This window comes from Pseudoalteromonas spongiae UST010723-006, assembly GCF_000238255.3.
Classification (GTDB): Bacteria; Pseudomonadota; Gammaproteobacteria; order Enterobacterales; family Alteromonadaceae; genus Pseudoalteromonas; species Pseudoalteromonas spongiae.
Genome location: NZ_CP011039.1, coordinates 262,910 through 281,004 on the forward strand (window position 1 = coordinate 262,910; position 18,095 = coordinate 281,004).

At 40.9% G+C, this 18,095-nt stretch carries 20 protein-coding genes; 17 read left to right on the forward strand and 3 right to left on the reverse strand.

What is annotated here, in order from left to right; translation table 11 throughout:
- Positions 1 to 47: 47 nt before the first annotated feature.
- The gene (gene hslO, locus PSPO_RS01275; protein WP_010561254.1) at positions 48 to 887 is read right to left on the reverse strand and encodes an Hsp33 family molecular chaperone HslO; all 840 of its coding nucleotides are present in this window, start codon (positions 885 to 887) and stop codon (positions 48 to 50) included.
- Between the two features lie 40 nt (positions 888 to 927).
- Positions 928 to 1,350, reverse strand: a complete 423-nt coding sequence (gene hslR, locus PSPO_RS01280) for a ribosome-associated heat shock protein Hsp15 (RefSeq protein ID WP_010561253.1) — start codon at positions 1,348 to 1,350, stop codon at positions 928 to 930.
- Between the two features lie 230 nt (positions 1,351 to 1,580).
- Here hslR and gspC point away from each other — a divergent pair, with 230 nt between their 5' ends.
- The 13 genes from gspC to PSPO_RS01345 are packed head-to-tail and all read left to right on the forward strand — an operon-like array spanning position 1,581 to position 13,386.
- Positions 1,581 to 2,513, forward strand: a complete 933-nt coding sequence (gene gspC / locus PSPO_RS01285) for a type II secretion system protein GspC (RefSeq protein WP_010561252.1) — start codon at positions 1,581 to 1,583, stop codon at positions 2,511 to 2,513.
- A 22-nt stretch (positions 2,514 to 2,535) separates the two neighbouring features.
- On the forward strand, positions 2,536 to 4,602 hold the full coding sequence (gene gspD, locus PSPO_RS01290; protein ID WP_010561251.1) for a type II secretion system secretin GspD: 2,067 nt from the start codon (positions 2,536 to 2,538) through the stop codon (positions 4,600 to 4,602).
- Entirely contained in the window at positions 4,595 to 6,103 is a 1,509-nt protein-coding gene (gspE, locus tag PSPO_RS01295; RefSeq protein ID WP_010561250.1) for a type II secretion system ATPase GspE, read from the forward strand. Before gspD ends, gspE begins: the two co-directional genes overlap by 8 nt.
- Before the next feature lie 2 nt (positions 6,104 to 6,105).
- A complete protein-coding gene (gene gspF / locus PSPO_RS01300) occupies positions 6,106 to 7,326 on the forward strand; it encodes a type II secretion system inner membrane protein GspF (protein WP_010561249.1) in 1,221 nt (406 codons plus the stop codon).
- Between the two features lie 25 nt (positions 7,327 to 7,351).
- The gene (gspG, locus tag PSPO_RS01305; protein WP_010561248.1) at positions 7,352 to 7,777 is read left to right on the forward strand and encodes a type II secretion system major pseudopilin GspG; all 426 of its coding nucleotides are present in this window, start codon (positions 7,352 to 7,354) and stop codon (positions 7,775 to 7,777) included.
- 21 nt (positions 7,778 to 7,798) lie between these two features.
- Entirely contained in the window at positions 7,799 to 8,383 is a 585-nt protein-coding gene (locus tag PSPO_RS01310) for a prepilin-type N-terminal cleavage/methylation domain-containing protein (protein WP_010561247.1), read from the forward strand.
- Positions 8,376 to 8,750, forward strand: coding sequence for a type II secretion system minor pseudopilin GspI (gene gspI, locus PSPO_RS01315; RefSeq protein WP_010561246.1), 375 nt, complete (start codon positions 8,376 to 8,378; stop codon positions 8,748 to 8,750). Before PSPO_RS01310 ends, gspI begins: the two co-directional genes overlap by 8 nt.
- On the forward strand, positions 8,751 to 9,371 hold the full coding sequence (gene gspJ / locus PSPO_RS01320) for a type II secretion system minor pseudopilin GspJ (RefSeq protein WP_010561245.1): 621 nt from the start codon (positions 8,751 to 8,753) through the stop codon (positions 9,369 to 9,371).
- Positions 9,371 to 10,354 (forward strand): type II secretion system minor pseudopilin GspK, encoded by a 984-nt coding sequence (gspK, locus tag PSPO_RS01325; protein ID WP_010561244.1) that lies wholly within the window; start codon positions 9,371 to 9,373, stop codon positions 10,352 to 10,354. The genes gspJ and gspK overlap by 1 nt, the downstream gene beginning before the upstream one ends.
- Positions 10,351 to 11,547, forward strand: coding sequence for a type II secretion system protein GspL (gene gspL / locus PSPO_RS01330; protein ID WP_010561243.1), 1,197 nt, complete (start codon positions 10,351 to 10,353; stop codon positions 11,545 to 11,547). Before gspK ends, gspL begins: the two co-directional genes overlap by 4 nt.
- Entirely contained in the window at positions 11,544 to 12,014 is a 471-nt protein-coding gene (gene gspM, locus PSPO_RS01335) for a type II secretion system protein GspM (protein WP_010561242.1), read from the forward strand. The genes gspL and gspM overlap by 4 nt, the downstream gene beginning before the upstream one ends.
- A gap of 1 nt (position 12,015) precedes the next feature.
- A complete protein-coding gene (locus tag PSPO_RS01340; RefSeq protein ID WP_010561241.1) occupies positions 12,016 to 12,783 on the forward strand; it encodes a type II secretion system protein N in 768 nt (255 codons plus the stop codon).
- Between the two features lie 9 nt (positions 12,784 to 12,792).
- Positions 12,793 to 13,386: a UPF0149 family protein gene (locus PSPO_RS01345; RefSeq protein ID WP_010561240.1), complete on the forward strand. Its 594-nt coding sequence runs from the start codon at positions 12,793 to 12,795 to the stop codon at positions 13,384 to 13,386.
- A gap of 518 nt (positions 13,387 to 13,904) precedes the next feature.
- Here the strand turns inward: PSPO_RS01345 and PSPO_RS01355 are convergent.
- Positions 13,905 to 14,252: a hypothetical protein gene (locus PSPO_RS01355; RefSeq protein WP_040641533.1), complete on the reverse strand. Its 348-nt coding sequence runs from the start codon at positions 14,250 to 14,252 to the stop codon at positions 13,905 to 13,907.
- A gap of 127 nt (positions 14,253 to 14,379) precedes the next feature.
- Here PSPO_RS01355 and ccoG point away from each other — a divergent pair, with 127 nt between their 5' ends.
- Genes ccoG through PSPO_RS01375 form a run of 4 tightly spaced genes read left to right on the forward strand, consistent with a single transcriptional unit; the run spans position 14,380 to position 18,058 of the window.
- Positions 14,380 to 15,804 (forward strand): cytochrome c oxidase accessory protein CcoG, encoded by a 1,425-nt coding sequence (gene ccoG / locus PSPO_RS01360; protein WP_010561237.1) that lies wholly within the window; start codon positions 14,380 to 14,382, stop codon positions 15,802 to 15,804.
- Positions 15,805 to 16,779, forward strand: coding sequence for a serine/threonine protein kinase (locus PSPO_RS01365; RefSeq protein WP_010561236.1), 975 nt, complete (start codon positions 15,805 to 15,807; stop codon positions 16,777 to 16,779).
- A 9-nt stretch (positions 16,780 to 16,788) separates the two neighbouring features.
- A complete protein-coding gene (locus PSPO_RS01370; RefSeq protein WP_010561235.1) occupies positions 16,789 to 17,415 on the forward strand; it encodes a thiol:disulfide interchange protein DsbA/DsbL in 627 nt (208 codons plus the stop codon).
- Positions 17,416 to 17,425: 10 nt separating this feature from the next.
- A complete protein-coding gene (locus tag PSPO_RS01375) occupies positions 17,426 to 18,058 on the forward strand; it encodes a thiol:disulfide interchange protein DsbA/DsbL (protein ID WP_010561234.1) in 633 nt (210 codons plus the stop codon).
- Positions 18,059 to 18,095: the final 37 nt, after the last annotated feature.

The window sequence follows — 18,095 nt, forward strand, 5'->3', positions numbered from 1 at the left end:
AAAAGCAGGCATTTAGCCTGCTTTTTCAATAAAAAACATTTTTTGTATTAGTTAAAAATGTTTTCAATATCACGTTTGTTAAATTGGTATTCTTTTAAACAATATTGGCAGTTAATTTTAATAGCACCTTGTTCTTTCGCATCTTCAAGCAATGCATCTTTACCAACATTAACAATTGCATCTGCAATTTTATCGCGGCTACAGCCACAGCGGAAACTTACTGGCTGAGGATCAAATAAACGCGGGTTATCTTCATGATAAAGGCGCGTTAACACTGTATGACCATCAAGATTTAACAACTCTTCATCTTTAATGGTATTTGTTAACGCTTCTAAATGCGTAAAGTCTTGTTCCGCTTTTTCTTTGTTTACAGGTAATACTTGTAGCAACATGCCTGAACACTTTTCTGCGTCAGCATCAGTGCTAATCCACATACGTGTACGTAGCTGTTCAGACTGCTGGAAATATTGCTCTAAGCATTCTGCAAGGCTATTCGACACTAAAGGTACAATACCTTGGTAGCGCTCGCCTTTAAGTGGGGTAATGGTAATAACCATATGACCTTTACCAATTAGGTTTAACACGCCAGTATCTGTAATCTCACCTTGAATACGGGCAATACCACGCATAGTTTGCTGGTGGTTACCATTAATCACGGCATATTTTACAGGTCCATCACCTTGTAGCTGAACGGCAATTTCGCCTTCAAACTTTAACGTTGCTGTAAGTAAACAGGTTGCTACTAACAGCTCACCGATCAACTGTTTCACTTCAGTTGGGTAATTGTGGTTTTCGATTATCTCTGAAAACGTTTGATCAAGTTGTACTAACTCACCACGTACATCATGGTTTTCAAAAATATATCTGTGTAAAAGATCTTGCTGCATTGGTCAGATACCTTGTTTCAAGCGTACTGCTTGATAAATGTTAACTATGTTTAAATTTAATAAGCTCACGACGCTGCTTTTTATCAGGGCGTTGTTCAGGGCTTGGAGAGAAAAAGGCATTATTTTTACGTGCCCACGCGTTTTCTTCACGCTTTTTCTCGCTCTCTTGTGTTTCCTGATACAACGTTTGCGCAATTGGCGCACCGCGTCTTTGATCGCTAATTTTTTCGATGGTGACAATTTTTTCATCAAATCCTTGCGAGAATTTAATTGTCGCACCTAACTCAACGGTTTTGCTAGGTTTGCATCGTTGGCCATTGTAGTGAACTTTGCCACCGAGAATCATTTCGCGAGCAATCGCACGTGTTTTGTAAAAGCGTGCAGCCCAAAGCCACTTGTCTAATCTTACGCTTAGACTGTCGTCGTGATCTGAAGTGTGTGTTGAATTCTGCTTTTTACTCATGGAGTGAGTGAATAATTGCACTGAAAAGTACGTGAAATATACCATAAATGCCAATATAGACAAAGTTGATACATTTATTTACCAAAAATAGAGACAAAGGGAATCAAGCCCTGACACAGAATTGTCATATTTACAGTGTAAATTCCAGCCACTTTCCAGATTACCTGCTTGTTGTAGAAAAGCTGACAGGTTAAGATGGTCGTTCAAAAATAAGCAAACAAATTATAATAATGCAGATAAACCAAGCGCAAATCGAACAGGTTATAGCAAAATTTCCACATAAAAAAGCAAGCAATATTGTACTTATTGTTGTGGTTATTTATGTCGCATTTTTAGCTGCGCAATTAACTTGGATGTTATGGCCGAAGCCGACTCAGCAAGCTGCATTTATTACTGTGAATAACAGTGATTCGGGTAGCGCATTCAACTACAGCAGTAAAGAGCTGGTATCGCAAAATATTTTTGGTAATGCAACGCAACAAGCAGAGCAGAAAACAGAAGAAATTATCAGTGATGCACCTGAAACAACGTTAAATATTAAATTAACGGGTGTAGTGGCGATTGCTGGCGATGAAAAAGCTGGTCATGCCATTATTGAAAGCCAAAATATGCAAGAAACCTATTCAGTAGGCGAGTTAGTTAAAGGTACTCGTGCACAAATCGAAACCATTTTTGCGGACCGCGTAATTATTAAAGTGAGCGGTCGTTTCGAAACCTTAATGCTCGATGGTATTGATTACTCAAAAACCGTTAAGCAACCTACCAAAAAACAAGGCAAGTCATTTAACCAACTTCGTTCAGCAAATGAGTCTCCGGCTCCTGCAATAAATGCAACGAAAAATGCAGACCTTAAACAAGAACTAAAAGCTAAGCGCAGAGAATTACTTGAAGAACCTGGGAAACTTTTTGATTATATTCGCATCTCACCTAAACGGGTTGATGGACAAATTGTTGGATATAACCTTAGCCCAGGTAAAGACCCTAAACTGTTTTCACAAATGGGGCTTAAAAGTGGGGACCTTGCGACTTCAATTAATGGCTATCAGCTAACCGATATGAAACAGGCTATGGCAGCGATTGGTGAACTTAGAAATGCATCATCTGCGACAATAGTTATCGAGCGTCAAGGGCAAACTCTCGACGTGCTATTTAGCCTAGAATAAGAATACGACTCGGAGTAACTAAATGAAAAGCGTGTTAAACCTAAGCAAGGTTTACAAAGGATTACGTAAATATGCAGCATTATTAGTTGCTGTAGGTGTTTCCTATTCTGCACTTGCGGTGGAGTATTCACCTAGTTTCAAAAATACAGAAATCACTGAATTCATTAATGTTGTTGGTAAAGACTTAAAAAAAACCATCATCATTAACCCTAATGTGCGTGGCAAAATTAATGTGCGCAGTTACGAGGCGATGGACGAAGAGCTGTATTACGAGTTCTTTTTAAACGTATTAGAAGTATACGGCTATACTGCAATTGAAATGGAAACCGGTTTTATCAAAATTGATAAAAGTGCCGACGGCCGTAAAAAGAATGTTCCTGTACTGGATGACGATGAAGAAGTGACGGGCGATGTGATGATCACCCGCGTTGTGCGTGTAAAAAACGTTAGCGTACAAGAGCTTGGTCCAGTTGTTCGTCAGTTTAGTGACCAAAAAGGCGGCAGCCACGTGGCACAATACACCGCATCAAACGTAATGATGTTAACGGGTCACGCGGCAACGGTTAATCGCCTTGTACAGGTAATTAAACAAGTTGATAAAGCCGGTGACCAATCGGTTGATATTGTGAAGCTTAACTACGCGACAGCCACCGACGTTGTGTCAGTTGTCGAGACCATTTATAAGCCAACTACAGGTAAAAATGACATTCCAGCGTTCTTAATCCCTAAAGTGGTTGCTGATGAGCGCACCAACAGTGTCATCGTAAGTGGTGAAGGTGAAGCGCGTGACAGAGCGATAGCCCTAATTAAGCGCCTTGATAACGAGCTTGAAACGCAAGGTAACACCAAAGTATTTTACCTAAGTTACGCCAAAGCAGAAGACTTAGTGAAAGTTCTACAAGGTGTGAGTAAGTCAATTAATGACGAAAAGAACCAAGGTAAAACATCTGGTCGTTCAGCTAACAAAGATCAAATCAGTATTGAAGCGCACGAAGACACAAACTCAGTTGTAATAACAGCAAATCCTGATGTGATGCGTTCGCTTGAAAAAGTAATCAAAGATCTCGATGTGCGCCGTGCACAAGTACTTGTTGAAGCAATTATTGTTGAAGTACTTGAAGGCGATGGCGTTAACTTTGGTCTGCAGTGGATTTCAGAACAAGGCGGCATGGTACAGTTTAACAACGGCAGCAGCGCACCAATTGGTTCTATTGCCGCGGCGGCAGAGTTAGCTCGTGATAAAACAGTTAAGAAAAATGTAATTGGTTCAGAAACGGGCACAGGCACACAGTACGATGAAACCGTTGAAGGTAATATTGAGCCGTTAGCTGGTCTACTTAGCAGTATTAGCGGCTTAGCTGTGGGGATCGCGAAAAACGATTGGGCGGCGATTGTGCAGGCAGTATCATCAGATACTAACTCAAATATTCTAGCAACACCTTCTGTAACCACTATGGATAACGAAGAAGCGTCGATGCTAGTTGGTCAAGAAGTGCCTATTCTTACTGGCTCAACGTCAAGCAGTAACAATACCAACCCATTCCAAACGGTAGAGCGTAAAGAAGTGGGTGTAAAACTGAAAGTAACACCACAAATCAACGAAGGTACAGCGGTTCAATTAAAAATCGAACAAGAAGTATCAAGTGTATCAGGTGCAACTGCGGTTGATATCTCAATTAACAAGCGTTCGATTAGCAACACTGTACTGGCCGATGACGGTAGCATGGTAATTCTCGGCGGCTTAATTGACGAAAACGTACAAGAAAGCGTGCAAAAAGTGCCATTGCTAGGTGATATTCCAGTGCTTGGTCACTTATTTAAATCAACGTCTTCAACTAAGCAAAAACGTAACTTATTGGTCTTTATTCGCCCGACAATTCTGCGTGATAGTGTAAGCATGAACAAGCTAAGTCATGGTAAGTATAACTTTATTCGTGGCGAGCAGGTAAAACGCAAAGACGATGGCATTAACTTAATGCCAAATGAAGTACCACCAGTACTACCAGAGTGGAACGATGCGCTTGTGTTACCACCAACGTATCAAGAGTTCTTACACGGCGAAAACAAAAAGAATCAGCAAGATGACTGAGATAGTTTCTGAGGTTAGTGTTGCACCCGTAGTGCCTGTTAAGCGTTTACCATTCAGTTTTGCTAAGCGCTACAGCATCTTGATGCAAACACAAAACAACGAGTTAGTAGTAAGTTACGCAGGCGACTTAAATCAGCAGGCATTACTTGAAGTAAGGCGTGTTGCTGCAAGTACCTTTTCGCTTAAGCAAGTGACTAAAGATGAGTTTGAGTTACTGTTAGAGGTGGCTTATCAACGCGATAGCTCAGAAACACAGCAGATTATGGAAGATATCGGCAATGAGGTCGATTTGTTCTCGCTGGCAGAAGAGTTACCGCAAACAGAAGACTTACTTGCCTCAGAAGATGATGCGCCAATTATCAAACTAATCAACGCCATGTTAGGTGAAGCGATTAAAGAAGGTGCATCGGATATCCATATTGAAACGTTCGAGCAAAACTTGGTAATTCGTTTCCGTGTTGATGGTGTTTTAAAAGAAGTATTAGAGCCAAATCGTAAACTTGCATCATTACTTGTCTCGCGTATTAAAGTAATGGCAAAGCTCGACATCGCAGAAAAACGTGTTCCGCAAGATGGTCGTATTAGTTTGCGTATTGCAGGCCGTGCAGTTGATGTACGTGTTTCAACGATGCCATCAAGCTTTGGTGAGCGTGTCGTATTACGTCTTCTTGATAAAAACAATGCACGTTTGGATTTGGAAGATCTCGGTATGTCAGAGCATAACCGCAGAACATTCGCCGAATTAATTCGTAAACCGCATGGCATTATTTTGGTTACCGGCCCAACAGGTTCAGGTAAAAGTACCACCTTGTATGCGGGTATGACTGAGATTAATACCCGAGACCGTAATATCCTAACGGTTGAAGACCCAATTGAATATGAAATCCCTGGCATCGGTCAAACGCAGGTTAACCCTAAAGTAGATATGACTTTTGCCCGCGGCTTACGCGCCATCTTACGTCAAGACCCTGATGTAGTGATGGTTGGTGAAATTCGAGATTTAGAAACCGCACAAATTGGTGTACAAGCGTCATTAACCGGTCACTTAGTATTATCAACGCTGCACACTAATACGGCAGCCGGTGCGATTACTCGTATGGAAGATATGGGTGTTGAACCATTCTTACTTTCTTCGTCACTACTTGGCGTATTATCGCAACGCTTAGTTAGAACGTTATGTGACTGTAAAGAGTCGCATGTAGCCGATGAAAGAGAATGTGAATTGCTTGGTATAGAACACGGTAAAGGTGTTGAAATTTGTCGCCCTGTAGGCTGTAGCGAATGTAATCACAACGGTTATAAAGGCCGTACTGGTATTCATGAGTTGCTGGTGGTTGATGAAGCAGTACGCGAACTTATTCACGATGGCAAAGGCGAACAAGCCGTTGAAAAATACGTACGTAAAACCACGCCAAGTATTCGCCAAGACGGTTGTAACCGTGTACTTGCAGGGCAAACGTCACTTGAAGAAGTGCTTCGCGTGACGCGTGAGGAAAGTTAATCGTGGCTGCGTTTGAATATAAAGCGCTCGATGGTCGCGGTAAAAATAAAAAAGGTATTTTAGAGGCAGATACCGCAAAGCAAATTCGCCAAATGCTGCGCGAAAAAGGGCTTACGCCACTAGAGGTGGAGCAAGCTGCGGATAAAGAAAAGCAGCAAGTTAAAAATCGTGGTGGATTGTTTAAAGCAAAAATATCTGCGCATGAGTTATCACTGATCACGCGTCAATTAGCAACGCTTGTGCAATCAGCGTTGCCTGTTGAAGCTGCTGTTCTTGCTGTGGCAGAACAATGTGAAAAGCCACGTTTAAAAAGCATGTTGATGTCAGTGCGTTCAAAAGTGGTTGAAGGTTACAGTTTGGCTGAAGGCCTAGCTGAGTTTCCTCATATTTTTGACCATTTATATCGTGCTATGGTTGCTGCGGGCGAAAAGTCGGGGCACCTTGATCAAGTATTGGTGCGTTTGGCTGATTACACTGAACAAAGACAGCATATGCGTAGTCAAATAACGCAAGCTATGGTCTATCCCATTATTCTTGTTGTATTTGCTGTCGCAATTGTATCTATTTTGCTGGGCACTGTGGTACCGACCATCGTTAAGTCGTTTCAAAGCTCAAAGCTGGCATTGCCTTGGACCACTGAAACAGTAATTGCGGCAAGTAACTTTATTCAAAATTATTGGCTGTTTTCATTAATCGCCATTTTTGGCAGTATCTTTGCCATTAAGAATGCGTTAAAAAAACCGAAAATACGTTTTTGGTTCGATGCCCGTGTATTGCAGCTACCGTTTATCGGTAAAGTAGCGCGTGGCCTTAATACAGCACGATTTGCAAGAACGCTAAGTATTTTGTCATCGAGTTCTGTGCCGCTGTTAGAAGGCATGCGAATTTCGGGCGAAGTTTTAGCAAATGAAAAAATGAAAGCAGCAGTCGCTGAGGCAGCAGTAAAAGTCAGTGAAGGTGCCAGCCTTAAAGCGTCACTTGATCAAACTAAACTGTTCCCACCTATGATGCTGCATATGATAGCCAGTGGTGAAAAGTCAGGCGAGCTTGAACAAATGTTAGAGCGCTCGGCAGATAACCAAGATAAAGAGTTTGAAGCGTTAGTGAATATTTCACTAAAGCTACTAGAGCCATTAATGATTGCGCTTATGGCAATCATTGTCATGTTTATTGTAATGGCAATTTTACAGCCAATTATGGCGATGAATAACGCGATCGGATAAGCGTTAAGTTTTATAGAGGTGTTAAATGAAAAAGCAAAGTGGATTTTCATTACTTGAAATCATGGTAGTTCTGGTAATTATTGGCATGATCATGGCCATAGTTGCGCCGAACATTATGGGTCAACAAGAAGAAGCAAAAATTGACAAAGCACGTATTGATATCAGCGCATTAGAAGATGCAATGAATATGTACAAGCTACGTAACAATCGTTACCCAACAACAGAACAAGGCCTTGAGGCGTTAGTTGAAGAAACAACGATTGAGCCGTTACCAAAACGCTTTCCTGAAGGTGGTTTTATTGAAAAGCTACCCGTTGATCCATGGGAAAGCCCATATCAGCTAGTAAGCCCAGGTGAGTTTAGCAAAATTGATATTTTCTCAATGGGTCCAGACGGTGTTGCTGGTACAGAAGATGATATTGGTAACTGGGATGACGAAGACGAGCGTTAATCGTTAACGTTAGTTTAAATTATGAAAAAGTGGCAAAGCGGATTTAGCTTACTCGAAATTTTAGCGGTATTGGTAATTATCGGCTTTGCCATGAACCTTGTTGTTCTTACGCTTAATGATCAGCAAGAAGAACAACTTGAAACCGAAGCACTTAAGCTTCATACCATGATTAATCTTGCCTCTGAATTTGCCGTTATGAACCAGCTTGAGCTGGGCTTTCATATTGATAAAAATACTAATACGTTTGAGCTGCTGGCGTTTGATAGCGAAAAGTGGGTTGCAATTACAGAGCCTGAAGTATTTAAACCACATCAGTTCAGTGAATTTATTAGTGTTGAAATGGCACTTGAAGATTTGCCGTGGGGTGAGGAAAACTTGTTGCAACAAGTTGACTGGCGTCAGCTTCTTAACAGTGAAGATGAAGAAAGCTTATTGGAACTTGAGAAAATGAAAATTCCACAGGTTTTATTGCTGTCTTCCGGTGAAGTGAGCCCTTTTCAGCTAGTACTAACGCTAACTGATAACGAAAAAGCGCGTCCTTATTACATTAAAGGTGAGTTAATGGCACCGGTTGAATTGTCGCAGGAATTGGACGACGATGCTTAGAGTGCGCGGTTTTACGTTATTAGAAGTGATGATTGCAATGGCCATTTGTGCACTTGCAGGCATTGCCGCAATGAAAGCGGTTGGTGATCACATTAATCACCTATCAAATATTGAAGAGCAACAGCTTGCAAGCTGGGTTGCTGAAAATCAATTAGCAGAATTAACGCTTACTACCAGCTGGCCGCCAGCGGATAATAAAACCGGTGATGAAGAGCAAGCGGGAATTAAGTTTTATTGGCGTCACAAAATTACCAAAACCGAAAGCCCCAACCTCCTTGAAGCAAGAGTGTTAGTGTACTCAGATGAAGCACGTAAACACGATGTTTATGAGCTTATTACTTACATTGCCAAAAGTGAGGGTAAGTAAGTGGTCACTCAGCGCAATAGCTATTTAGGATTTACGCTAATTGAGGTGCTGGTGGCACTAGCAGTATTAGCAATGGTAACGCTGGCAAGCCATCAAATTTTATCGACTGCGATTAATGCCAATCAAAACTCAAAAGAAAAAGTAGCGGAAATAGGCGCTATGAATACGGTTTTCCGTATGATGCAGCAAGATTTTACCCAATTAGCACTACGTAACACACGCAATGAATCGGGTGATAGTTTAGAGCTGTTTTTAATGGCTGATCGTTTTTTATTTGATAGTCAATATCACGGTGTTGCAGGCGTGCGAGATGGTTGGAGTAACCCAGTTAATTTATTGCCGCGCAGTGAATTACAGTTATTCAGTTATGTTGTAGAAGAAGATAACTTAGTGCGCAAATATCGCATTTATGTCGATTCGCTCGATGGCACTGAACCGAAAAGCCAAGTATTACTGGAAGACATTAAAGACTTCACCATTAGTTTTCGTGGCGACAACGATAAATGGGAAGAAAATTGGACAAATCCTAGCTTGCCTAAAGCTATCAAAGTAGAAATCGCGTTAGCCGATGAAATTATCGTAAGTCGCATTTTACTGCTGCCAGAGAATGAGGCAACCTGATGAGGCTAAAGCAAACGGGTGCAGCGTTAATTATTGTTTTATTTGTGGTGGCGTTGGCAGCATCTTTGGCAGTTAAAATGAATGCGCGCTTGATGGTAGAAGTACAGCGTTCAAGTAATCTCGTATTACAGCAGCAGGCACGTTGGTATGCCATGGCGGGGGAAGCTCTGGCTAAGCAATTGCTGATTGAAGTAAAAAAACAAGATAAAGATCGTATCGACTTATCACAAAAGTGGGCTGTTGAAACGCCACCTTACCCTGTTGAAGACGGTACAGTTGCAGGTAAAATCATTGATTTACAGGCGTGTTTAAACCTTAATGCGCTGCGGTTTGTTGACCCAAACAATGCTAGCACTCGAAACTTTAATGAAGCACATAAAACATTAGAGGCGTTACTCGATCTGATTCCTGATTTACCGATGGAAGAATCGAAAGAAGCACTTGCAGATAGTGTATTTGATTGGCTGGATGAAGATAGCATGCCAAAAAGGCAGGGTGTCGAAGAGGGTGAGTACATGTCTTACAGTATTCCCTATATGACAGCCAATAACTTATTTGCTAGCGTATCTGAGCTGAGATTAATTCGTGGCTTTAACCCGATCATCGTGGAAAAATTAAAGCCTTATGTTTGCGTTATTCCCCAATACGATGAATTTAAAGTGAATGTGAACACTCTGCAACCTGAACAGAGTTTGTTATTGGCTGCAATGCTGGATATTTCAGAGAGTCAAGCAGAGACAATAATAAGTCAGCGTCCAAATGAGGGCTGGGATGACCTTAATAAATTCATTAATGATGCCAAACAAAATGGCGCTAAATCGTTAGACGATAAAGATAAACGCTTTGTAATAAACAGTAATTATTTTGAAGCGCAAATAAAGGCAAGCTTCTTTGAAACGAATTTTGCGATGAAATCCATAATACATATAACAGATAATCAAAAAGTTAGTGTACTGGCGCGTAGATTTGGAGGCGTACAGTGAAAGAAACCTTAATTATTCGCTTAGGGCAATCGGTTAATGATCCGATCCATTGGCTTATTAGCAATGCGAATGAAACCATAGCAAGTGGCCGAATTGATAATAGTTTGGTACTTGAAGAATTAGCTGAAAAAGCGCAATCACGGGAAGTTATCGCGCTATTTCCTGCCAGCAAAGTGCAGCTTAAAACAGTAGTTTTACCGACTAAATATAACCGTAAGTTAGAGTCAGCATTGCCATTTATGCTAGAAGAAGAACTGGCGTGTGAACTTGATGATGTCTTGATTAGCATCGGTGAACCTTGCATGTTAGGCGAAAAGCATGCATTGCAAGTGGCTGTATGTCAGCGAGCGTGGTTTGAAAACTGGTTGGATATTTTAAAAACAGCAGAGCTATCGCCAACGCGTGCACTGCCTGATGCGCTGTTACTACCACAATTTGATGACGCCGATGTAACTGTTACGGCGCTTGAAAACAACTGGTTGTTTAGACTTGATGCTTGGCGCATTGCCGAGGTGGAAACAAGTTGGGTAAACGAATTTACTGCGACCCTAGATGCACAATCGCTCGCACATCTTAGCGATTTAGAGTTTGAATATGACAACGCGGTAAAAAAATTAGAACACTATGACTTACCGCTAGCGATTTTTACCAAACAGCTTGCGACGCAGCCATTTAATATGTTGCAAGGTGCATTTCAGGTTAAAAAACAAAGTAAAGGTGTGTGGCCTGTATGGCAAGTGCCTGCTATTGCCGCAGGTGTAGCTTTAATGTTTGGCCTTGTTTTGAAAGCGGTAACTGCGTACCAATTGGAGCAGAAAGTTGCTGTTGCAAAAGCTGAGACAATTGAAGCGTATCAACAAGCATTTCCCGGTTCAAAAGTGCGACCAAACCTAATTCGCCGTCAAATTCAGTCTAAATTGTCACAAGTATCGTCTGGTGGCGAAACCGGCTTTTTGTTCTTACTACACCACCTAACGCCTGTATTTAAAGATGTTGAAGGTTTTACACCTGAAACATTACGTTTTGACAGTAAGCGCGGTGAGCTACGCTTACGCGCCAGTGCAAGAGATTTCCAGAGCTTTAATGTTGTAAAACAACGATTGGAACGTTCAGCGTTGCAAGTCGAGCAAGGATCACTTAGCAACTCGGGTAATCTGGTGGTAGGCGAAATAAAAATTAAGGCGGGTTCATGAACCAGTTAGAAACATATTGGCAGAATCTTAAACCAAATGAACAACTACTGCTGAAATGCGCAGCGGTAATTTTTACCTTGTTTATTATTGTGATGTTAATTATTCGTCCATTAAACAATAAAATTGAAAAAGCGGAAAAAACCTTGCAGCAACAGCAAGAATTAGCGCAATTTGTAAAACAAAGTGCAGCAAAAATTAATGGCGGCAGACAAGGTAAACGCGCGGTGAGTGGCAGCTTAAGTCAGATTATTAATGTTTCGAGCCGTCGCGCGCAAATCAGCATTAGCAAAATGCAGCCAAAAGATGAGACACTGCGTCTTACCATCGAATCAGTTGAATTTAATAAACTACTTATTTGGCTTGAATCACTGGTCGAAGATAGTGGTTTAACGATCTCTGCGATTGATATTAATCGAGGTGCCGAGCCAGGCATGGTAAGCATAAGTCGCTTGGTGGTTGAGAAGTAATATGAAAAAAACGATATCTCTTATCTTGTTATTTATTATCGCATTTATTGCGTTTGTTATATATCTTGCGCCAGCCTCGGTTGTGCTTGGCTTTGCACAAAGCTACTTACCAAAAAATATTAAAGTTGTAGGTGTGTCAGGCACGATTTGGCAAGGTCGCATCGCTCAGGCTCAAATTAATCAACAACTTATTGATAAGCTAGAGTGGCAGTTAAAACCAGCTAGTCTGTTAACTGGCAAGGTGAGTGCTGATATTAAGTTTGGTAGCTTACGGGGTTTTGATACGCCTTACGGTAAAGCGTCAGTTACTTTGCCATTTTCAGCGGAAACGGTGCAGTTAAGCCGTGCTAATATCCGTGTTTCGACATCAAGTATTATGGATAATGTGAAATTGCCAATGGCGCTGCCAAGTAAAGGTAATTTAAAAGTAAAAGTGAGCAATGCTGAATTGCCATTAGTAGCAAAAGATAAGTTGTGTCATGTTTTAGCTGGTAATGCTGAAACGCACAATTTATCGGTGCAAGGTCTACAAGGTTGGATTGAGTTTGACACTATCAAGGGTAAGCTTGGGTGTGATAATGGGTCGCTAACTTTAAATATTAATGAAGAGAACCAACTTGGGCTGCAGCTAGAAGCGCAATATGGCATGCGCTTGATGAGTGTTAGTGGCTTTGTTAAACCAGATGCAAGTTTGCCAAAACAAGTTCATGATGCCGTTAAGTTTTTGGGTAAGCCAGATAATAGCGGGCGCTACCCGTTTAAGTTCTAAGTACAAAACATGATTGAATTTACACAAATAGATAAGCACGCGTTGGCGAGCTGGTTAGCAAGCAGTGAAATGGCACCTTATGCGATGCCATTATCCCAGCTTGAAGGGTATTTATTTGCGCTTATAGCGGCGCCAGCTCCGATCATTGAAGATATTTGGGTAAGTGAAGCGCTTGGTAGTAAAAGCGAGCAATTAGCCGACGATAAACTGTTTGCGTTAATGGCCTTTCACAATGATGTTAGCGATCATGTTTTTGAAAAAGGCTATGCGCTTTCTTCTCGCATTAGCATGATGCAACCGAGCGCTGCTAATTTATCAAAAGACAGTGAGCTTCATTTATGGGCGCTAGGTTTTACTCAAGGCATTAAGCATTACATAGAGCCAATTGTATCGGCGAATAATCTCAATGGGGAACTAAGCGAAGCACTGGCTATGACGTTAGGTTATTTATGCTTTTTTGCAGATCTAAATAACGACGCTTCATTGTGTGATGATGTTATCAGCTTGCTTGAAGCATTTGCTGAGGGGTATGCAGAGCTTATCGAAGCATGTGTACTGGATGCAGGGCTCATTGAAGAGGATGATTTAGATGATCTCGAATGAGATCATCTAGGGTCTGTTGACCTTTGCTGTTCTATTTTTGTTCTTTTTGAGCGTGCTTTTATCGCGGCGCTCGATGTGTGGCCTAGTAATCTAAGCAAATATCGAGCAACAATGAGAAAAGTGCGCTCAAAAGAACCATTCGGCAGCGCTTGATTGGCTTTTCTACTGTGTTATCGGCTGACTCACATAGAATAACTATGCCACGCAGCCTCTGCCTTGTATAAAACCCAATCAAACTGCTGCAAAAACGAACTTGAAAGGTCAACAGACCCTAGATACTCACAACTAAAGTTTGCTTTTCTTAGCTTGAGTTAACTAATCTATCTCAAGAGTGAGCCGAGTGCAGCCAGATCCACAACTTACAATAAACTCACCGTCTTTGTCGTTAAGTGCTACGCTAAGGGGCTTGTTACACGTATTGCAATTAACTGTACCGCCTTTTAAGAGCTTTTTTAAAACGGCTTTTTGATCATTAAAGTTTTTTGCAAACTTTTTATTAAGCTGTGAAAAATCCATAATTAACGTTTAGATTCTTCCGCAATAATTTTACAAATTTGTCTTAAGTCATCCCCGTAAAAATAAGAATTAAGCTCTTTTTGTACACAGTAACGGGTGTTAAACGATGACATTTTTTGGTTAGTGGCAAGTTGCTTAGTTAAATAGTCCTCAGCAGTTTGCGATAAACGAAGTTTTTCCTTGGCACGCTCTAATGAACGAGCAGCTTCTTGATCTGTTTTTACTTTGCTCGAATCGCTCAGTACGCCCATAACTTTGTCATAAAGCTCTTGTCGCGGCTTAGCAATGCTTGGGTGATCAACACTGGCTAAGATAAGAATGACCAATACAAATAAGAAGTAATTTTTCATAAACTTTTCTTTTTTTTGATTTAGCACTAATTTGCTGTGCATTTAGTTTAATAAAATGCATCGCACTAGCAAAGACAATTGTTATAATTAAGCAACTTATCTACAAGTTTGCAAACCTAGGGGCGCCATGGACAAGCAAATTAAAGTAAAAAATATCCCAACCGAAGTAAAGGTACATAAGCCTGACGCGGAAAAATTTGACCGTTTTAACCCGCGCAACCGCATTTATGTTCGTGCTGTAAAAGGCTTACACCAAAAGTTACGTAAGTACCTTGGTTTTATTGCCATGCTTAGTTTTATGTTACTGCCATGGGTGAGCTTCAACGGTCATCAGGCGGTTCTTTTCGATATTTTCAATCAAAAATTCAATATCTTTGGCATGACATTATGGCCGCAAGATTTAACCATTCTTGCCTGGATTTTTATGATTGGTGCGTTTGCTCTGTTTTTAGTAACGACTTTTTATGGTCGAGTTTGGTGTGGCTATATGTGCCCGCAAACTGTGTGGACGTTTATCTTTATTTGGTTTGAAGAAAAAATCGAAGGCAGCGCGAATCAGCGTAAAAAACTCGATCAGCGTAAAATGGACTTTGATAAGTTTTGGCGAAAATCAGCGAAACATTTAAGTTGGGTTGGTTTCTCACTTTTTACCTCGTTAACCTTTGTTGGTTATTTCACGCCTATTCGTGAACTCATGGTGGATTTTTTCACCTTTGAAGCAACGGCATATGCCGTTGGTGGCGTATTGTTTTTTACGTTTTGTACCTATGGCAATGCAGGCTGGATGCGCGAAATCATGTGTTTACATATGTGTCCTTATTCGCGTTTTCAATCAGCGATGTTCGACCAAGATACCTTCACTGTTAGCTATGACGAAAAGCGCGGTGAAAACCGTGGTCCGCGCGGCAGAAAACAAGATCCAAAAGAGCTTGGTTTAGGCGATTGTATTGATTGTAAAATGTGTGTGCATGTCTGCCCGACAGGCATTGATATCCGTAATGGATTACAGTACGAATGCATTAACTGTGGTGCATGTATCGATGCGTGTGACGAAGTGATGGATAAAATGAATTATGACAAAGGGCTTATTTCATACACCACAGAGCGTAACTTAACATCTGATAAAAAAACTCACGCGTTTCGTCCGAAAATTATTGGCTACTTGGTCGTAATGCTTGTTATTTGCGGTATTTTTGTTGCGGATGTGATGACTCGTATTCCTATGGACCTTGATATTATTCGCGACCGAAATCAGCTTTACCGCGTAACTAATGAAGGTTTAGTTGAAAACACATACACCTTAAAAATTCTCAATAAATCACAGCAAGATCACGAATACACCATCGCAGTTGAGGGGCTAAATAATTTTAATATTATTGGTAAAACACAAGTGCATATTCGTTCCGGTGAGTCGTATAGCCTGCCGTTGTCAATTGCAATTGATCCGTATGATTTGAAATCGCCAATTACCGAATTTCATTTTGTATTGCAGCGTACAGATCAAACGCAGACGCAACTTGCACAGCCAAGTAAGTTCTTTAAAGGACGTTAAATGTCGACTTTTGATTTTAGTGATTTAACGCCTGAACGTATTTTAGACGCGGTTGAAAGCATTGGCGTTTACCCTATATCGGGGCTTTTACCGCTCAACAGCTATGAAAACCGCGTTTATCAGTTTGTGGCTGAAGATAACAAACGTTATGTAGTGAAGTTTTATCGCCCAGAGCGTTGGAGTTCTTTGCAAATACAAGAAGAGCATGATTTTAGTTATGAACTGGTTGACGGTGAAGTGCCAGTTGTCGCGCCAATAAAACGCGACAATACCAGTTTATTTGAATACCAAGGCTACCGTTTTGCGCTGTTTCCGAGTGTAGGTGGTAGAACGTTTGAAGCAGATAATTACGATCACCTGGAAGTTTTAGGTCGTTTTATCGGTCGTTTACATAATGTGGCTAAAACTAAACAGTTTGCAGTTAGGCCAACAATAAGTTGCCAAGAGTTTTTGCACGACGCTAAACGTTCTCTAATAGATAGTAATTTAATATCGCCAAGCTTAGAAACACCGTTTATGACTGTTTTGCAACAGGTTATCACGTTAACTGAAGAGAAATATTCGCCAATTAACGAGATCCGCTTGCATGGTGATTGCCATATTGGCAATATTCTGTGGACAGGCAATGAACTGACTTTCGTTGATTTAGATGACGCACGTCAGGGGCCGGCAGTTCAAGACTTATGGATGATGTTAAGCGGTGATGAAAGTGAACAACGCATGCAAATGGATACGTTGTTGTGTGCATATGACGAATTCTCATCACTGGATTTGCAAGAACTGAAGCTGATCGAACCTTTGCGCGCCTTACGTATGATTAATTATATGGGCTGGCTTGCAAAACGTTGGAGTGATTTAGCATTTCAACGGAACTTTTCGTGGTTTGCATCAGACAAATACTGGGAACAACAAATATTAAGTTTAAAGGAGCAATTGGCTGCGTTGCACGAAGCACCGTTAAAGCTTTTGCCATAAGAGAACCCTATGACTAAGAAGTTATTTTTAATTGTTGCATTAATTTTTCCGTTAGCACTATTTGCTAAGGAGTTTACGTTTGAAGAGGGGAAACACTTTTCACGTATTAAAACTGAAAAATCTGAAAAACCACAAGTAACCGAGTTTTTCTCATACTACTGCCCGCATTGCTACAATTTTGAAATGATCGCCCAGCGATTAAATAAAGAACTACCAGCAGATACTTTTGTTAAAAGTCATGTAAACTTTTTAAACGGCATTGACCCAAAAACTCAATCGTTGCTTTCTGTTGGTTACTTAGTTGCAAAACAAGCTGGTAAAGCGAGTGAAGCGAGCGATGCTATCTTCTCATTTATTCATCGCAATCGCGGTAGCTTCGCAACAATCGGTGATGTGCGTCGCTTATTTGTATTAAACGATATTGTGACAGAAGAAAAATTTGACCAGCTAGCTGGCAGCATGGCAATTGCTGCGCAAGAACAGTACATGGTTGAACAGCAAAAGCGTTTTTCAGACCTACGTGCGTTGACTGGCGTACCAACATTTATTGTTAACGATATTTACCGTATCGAATTAACCAGTATTAAATCATACGATGAGCTAAAAGCGCTCGTTGACTATCTATTAGAAAAATAACGGAGTAATAATGAAAGCATTTTTTAAAGCTGCTCTTTTAGCTTTAGCACTGCCTGTTGTGGCAATTGCCAACCAGTTTGAAGAAGGCGTGCACTACGAAGTGATCTCAGATCGCGCAACTAAAAAGCCAGAAGTCACCGAGTTTTTCTCATTCTACTGCCCTGCATGTAACAACATGGAAAACGTGATTTACGACATTAAACCTTTACTAAAAGACGGCGTGGCATTTAAAAAAGCGCACGTTAACTTTATGGGCGGTCGTTCAAAAGAAAATCAAGAAATGTTGTCACAAGCGTTAGCAACAGCTGAAGCGCTGCCACAAAAAGACCAAGTGATAGCAGGTATTTTTAACCATATTCACGGTGAGCGTAAAAGCTTTAATGAAGTTGCAGACGTAAAAGATGTATTTGTAGCTAAAGGTGTTGAGGCTGCAATATTCGATAAATATTACAAGAGCTTCGGCGTACGCACTAAAGCGAAGAAAATGAGCAAAGAACAAGAGTTCTTTAAGAGCAAAGGTGCATTGGGTTCAGTACCAACCTTTATTGTTAATGGTAAGTACAAAGTTAACTTTGGCCGTAAGTCAGGCATTTCAAGTGCTGAAGATATGGCGAATCTTATCAATTACCTTGCTCAAAAATAATTTAAGCAATTAGTAAAAAAGCGCTGTTTAGGCGCTT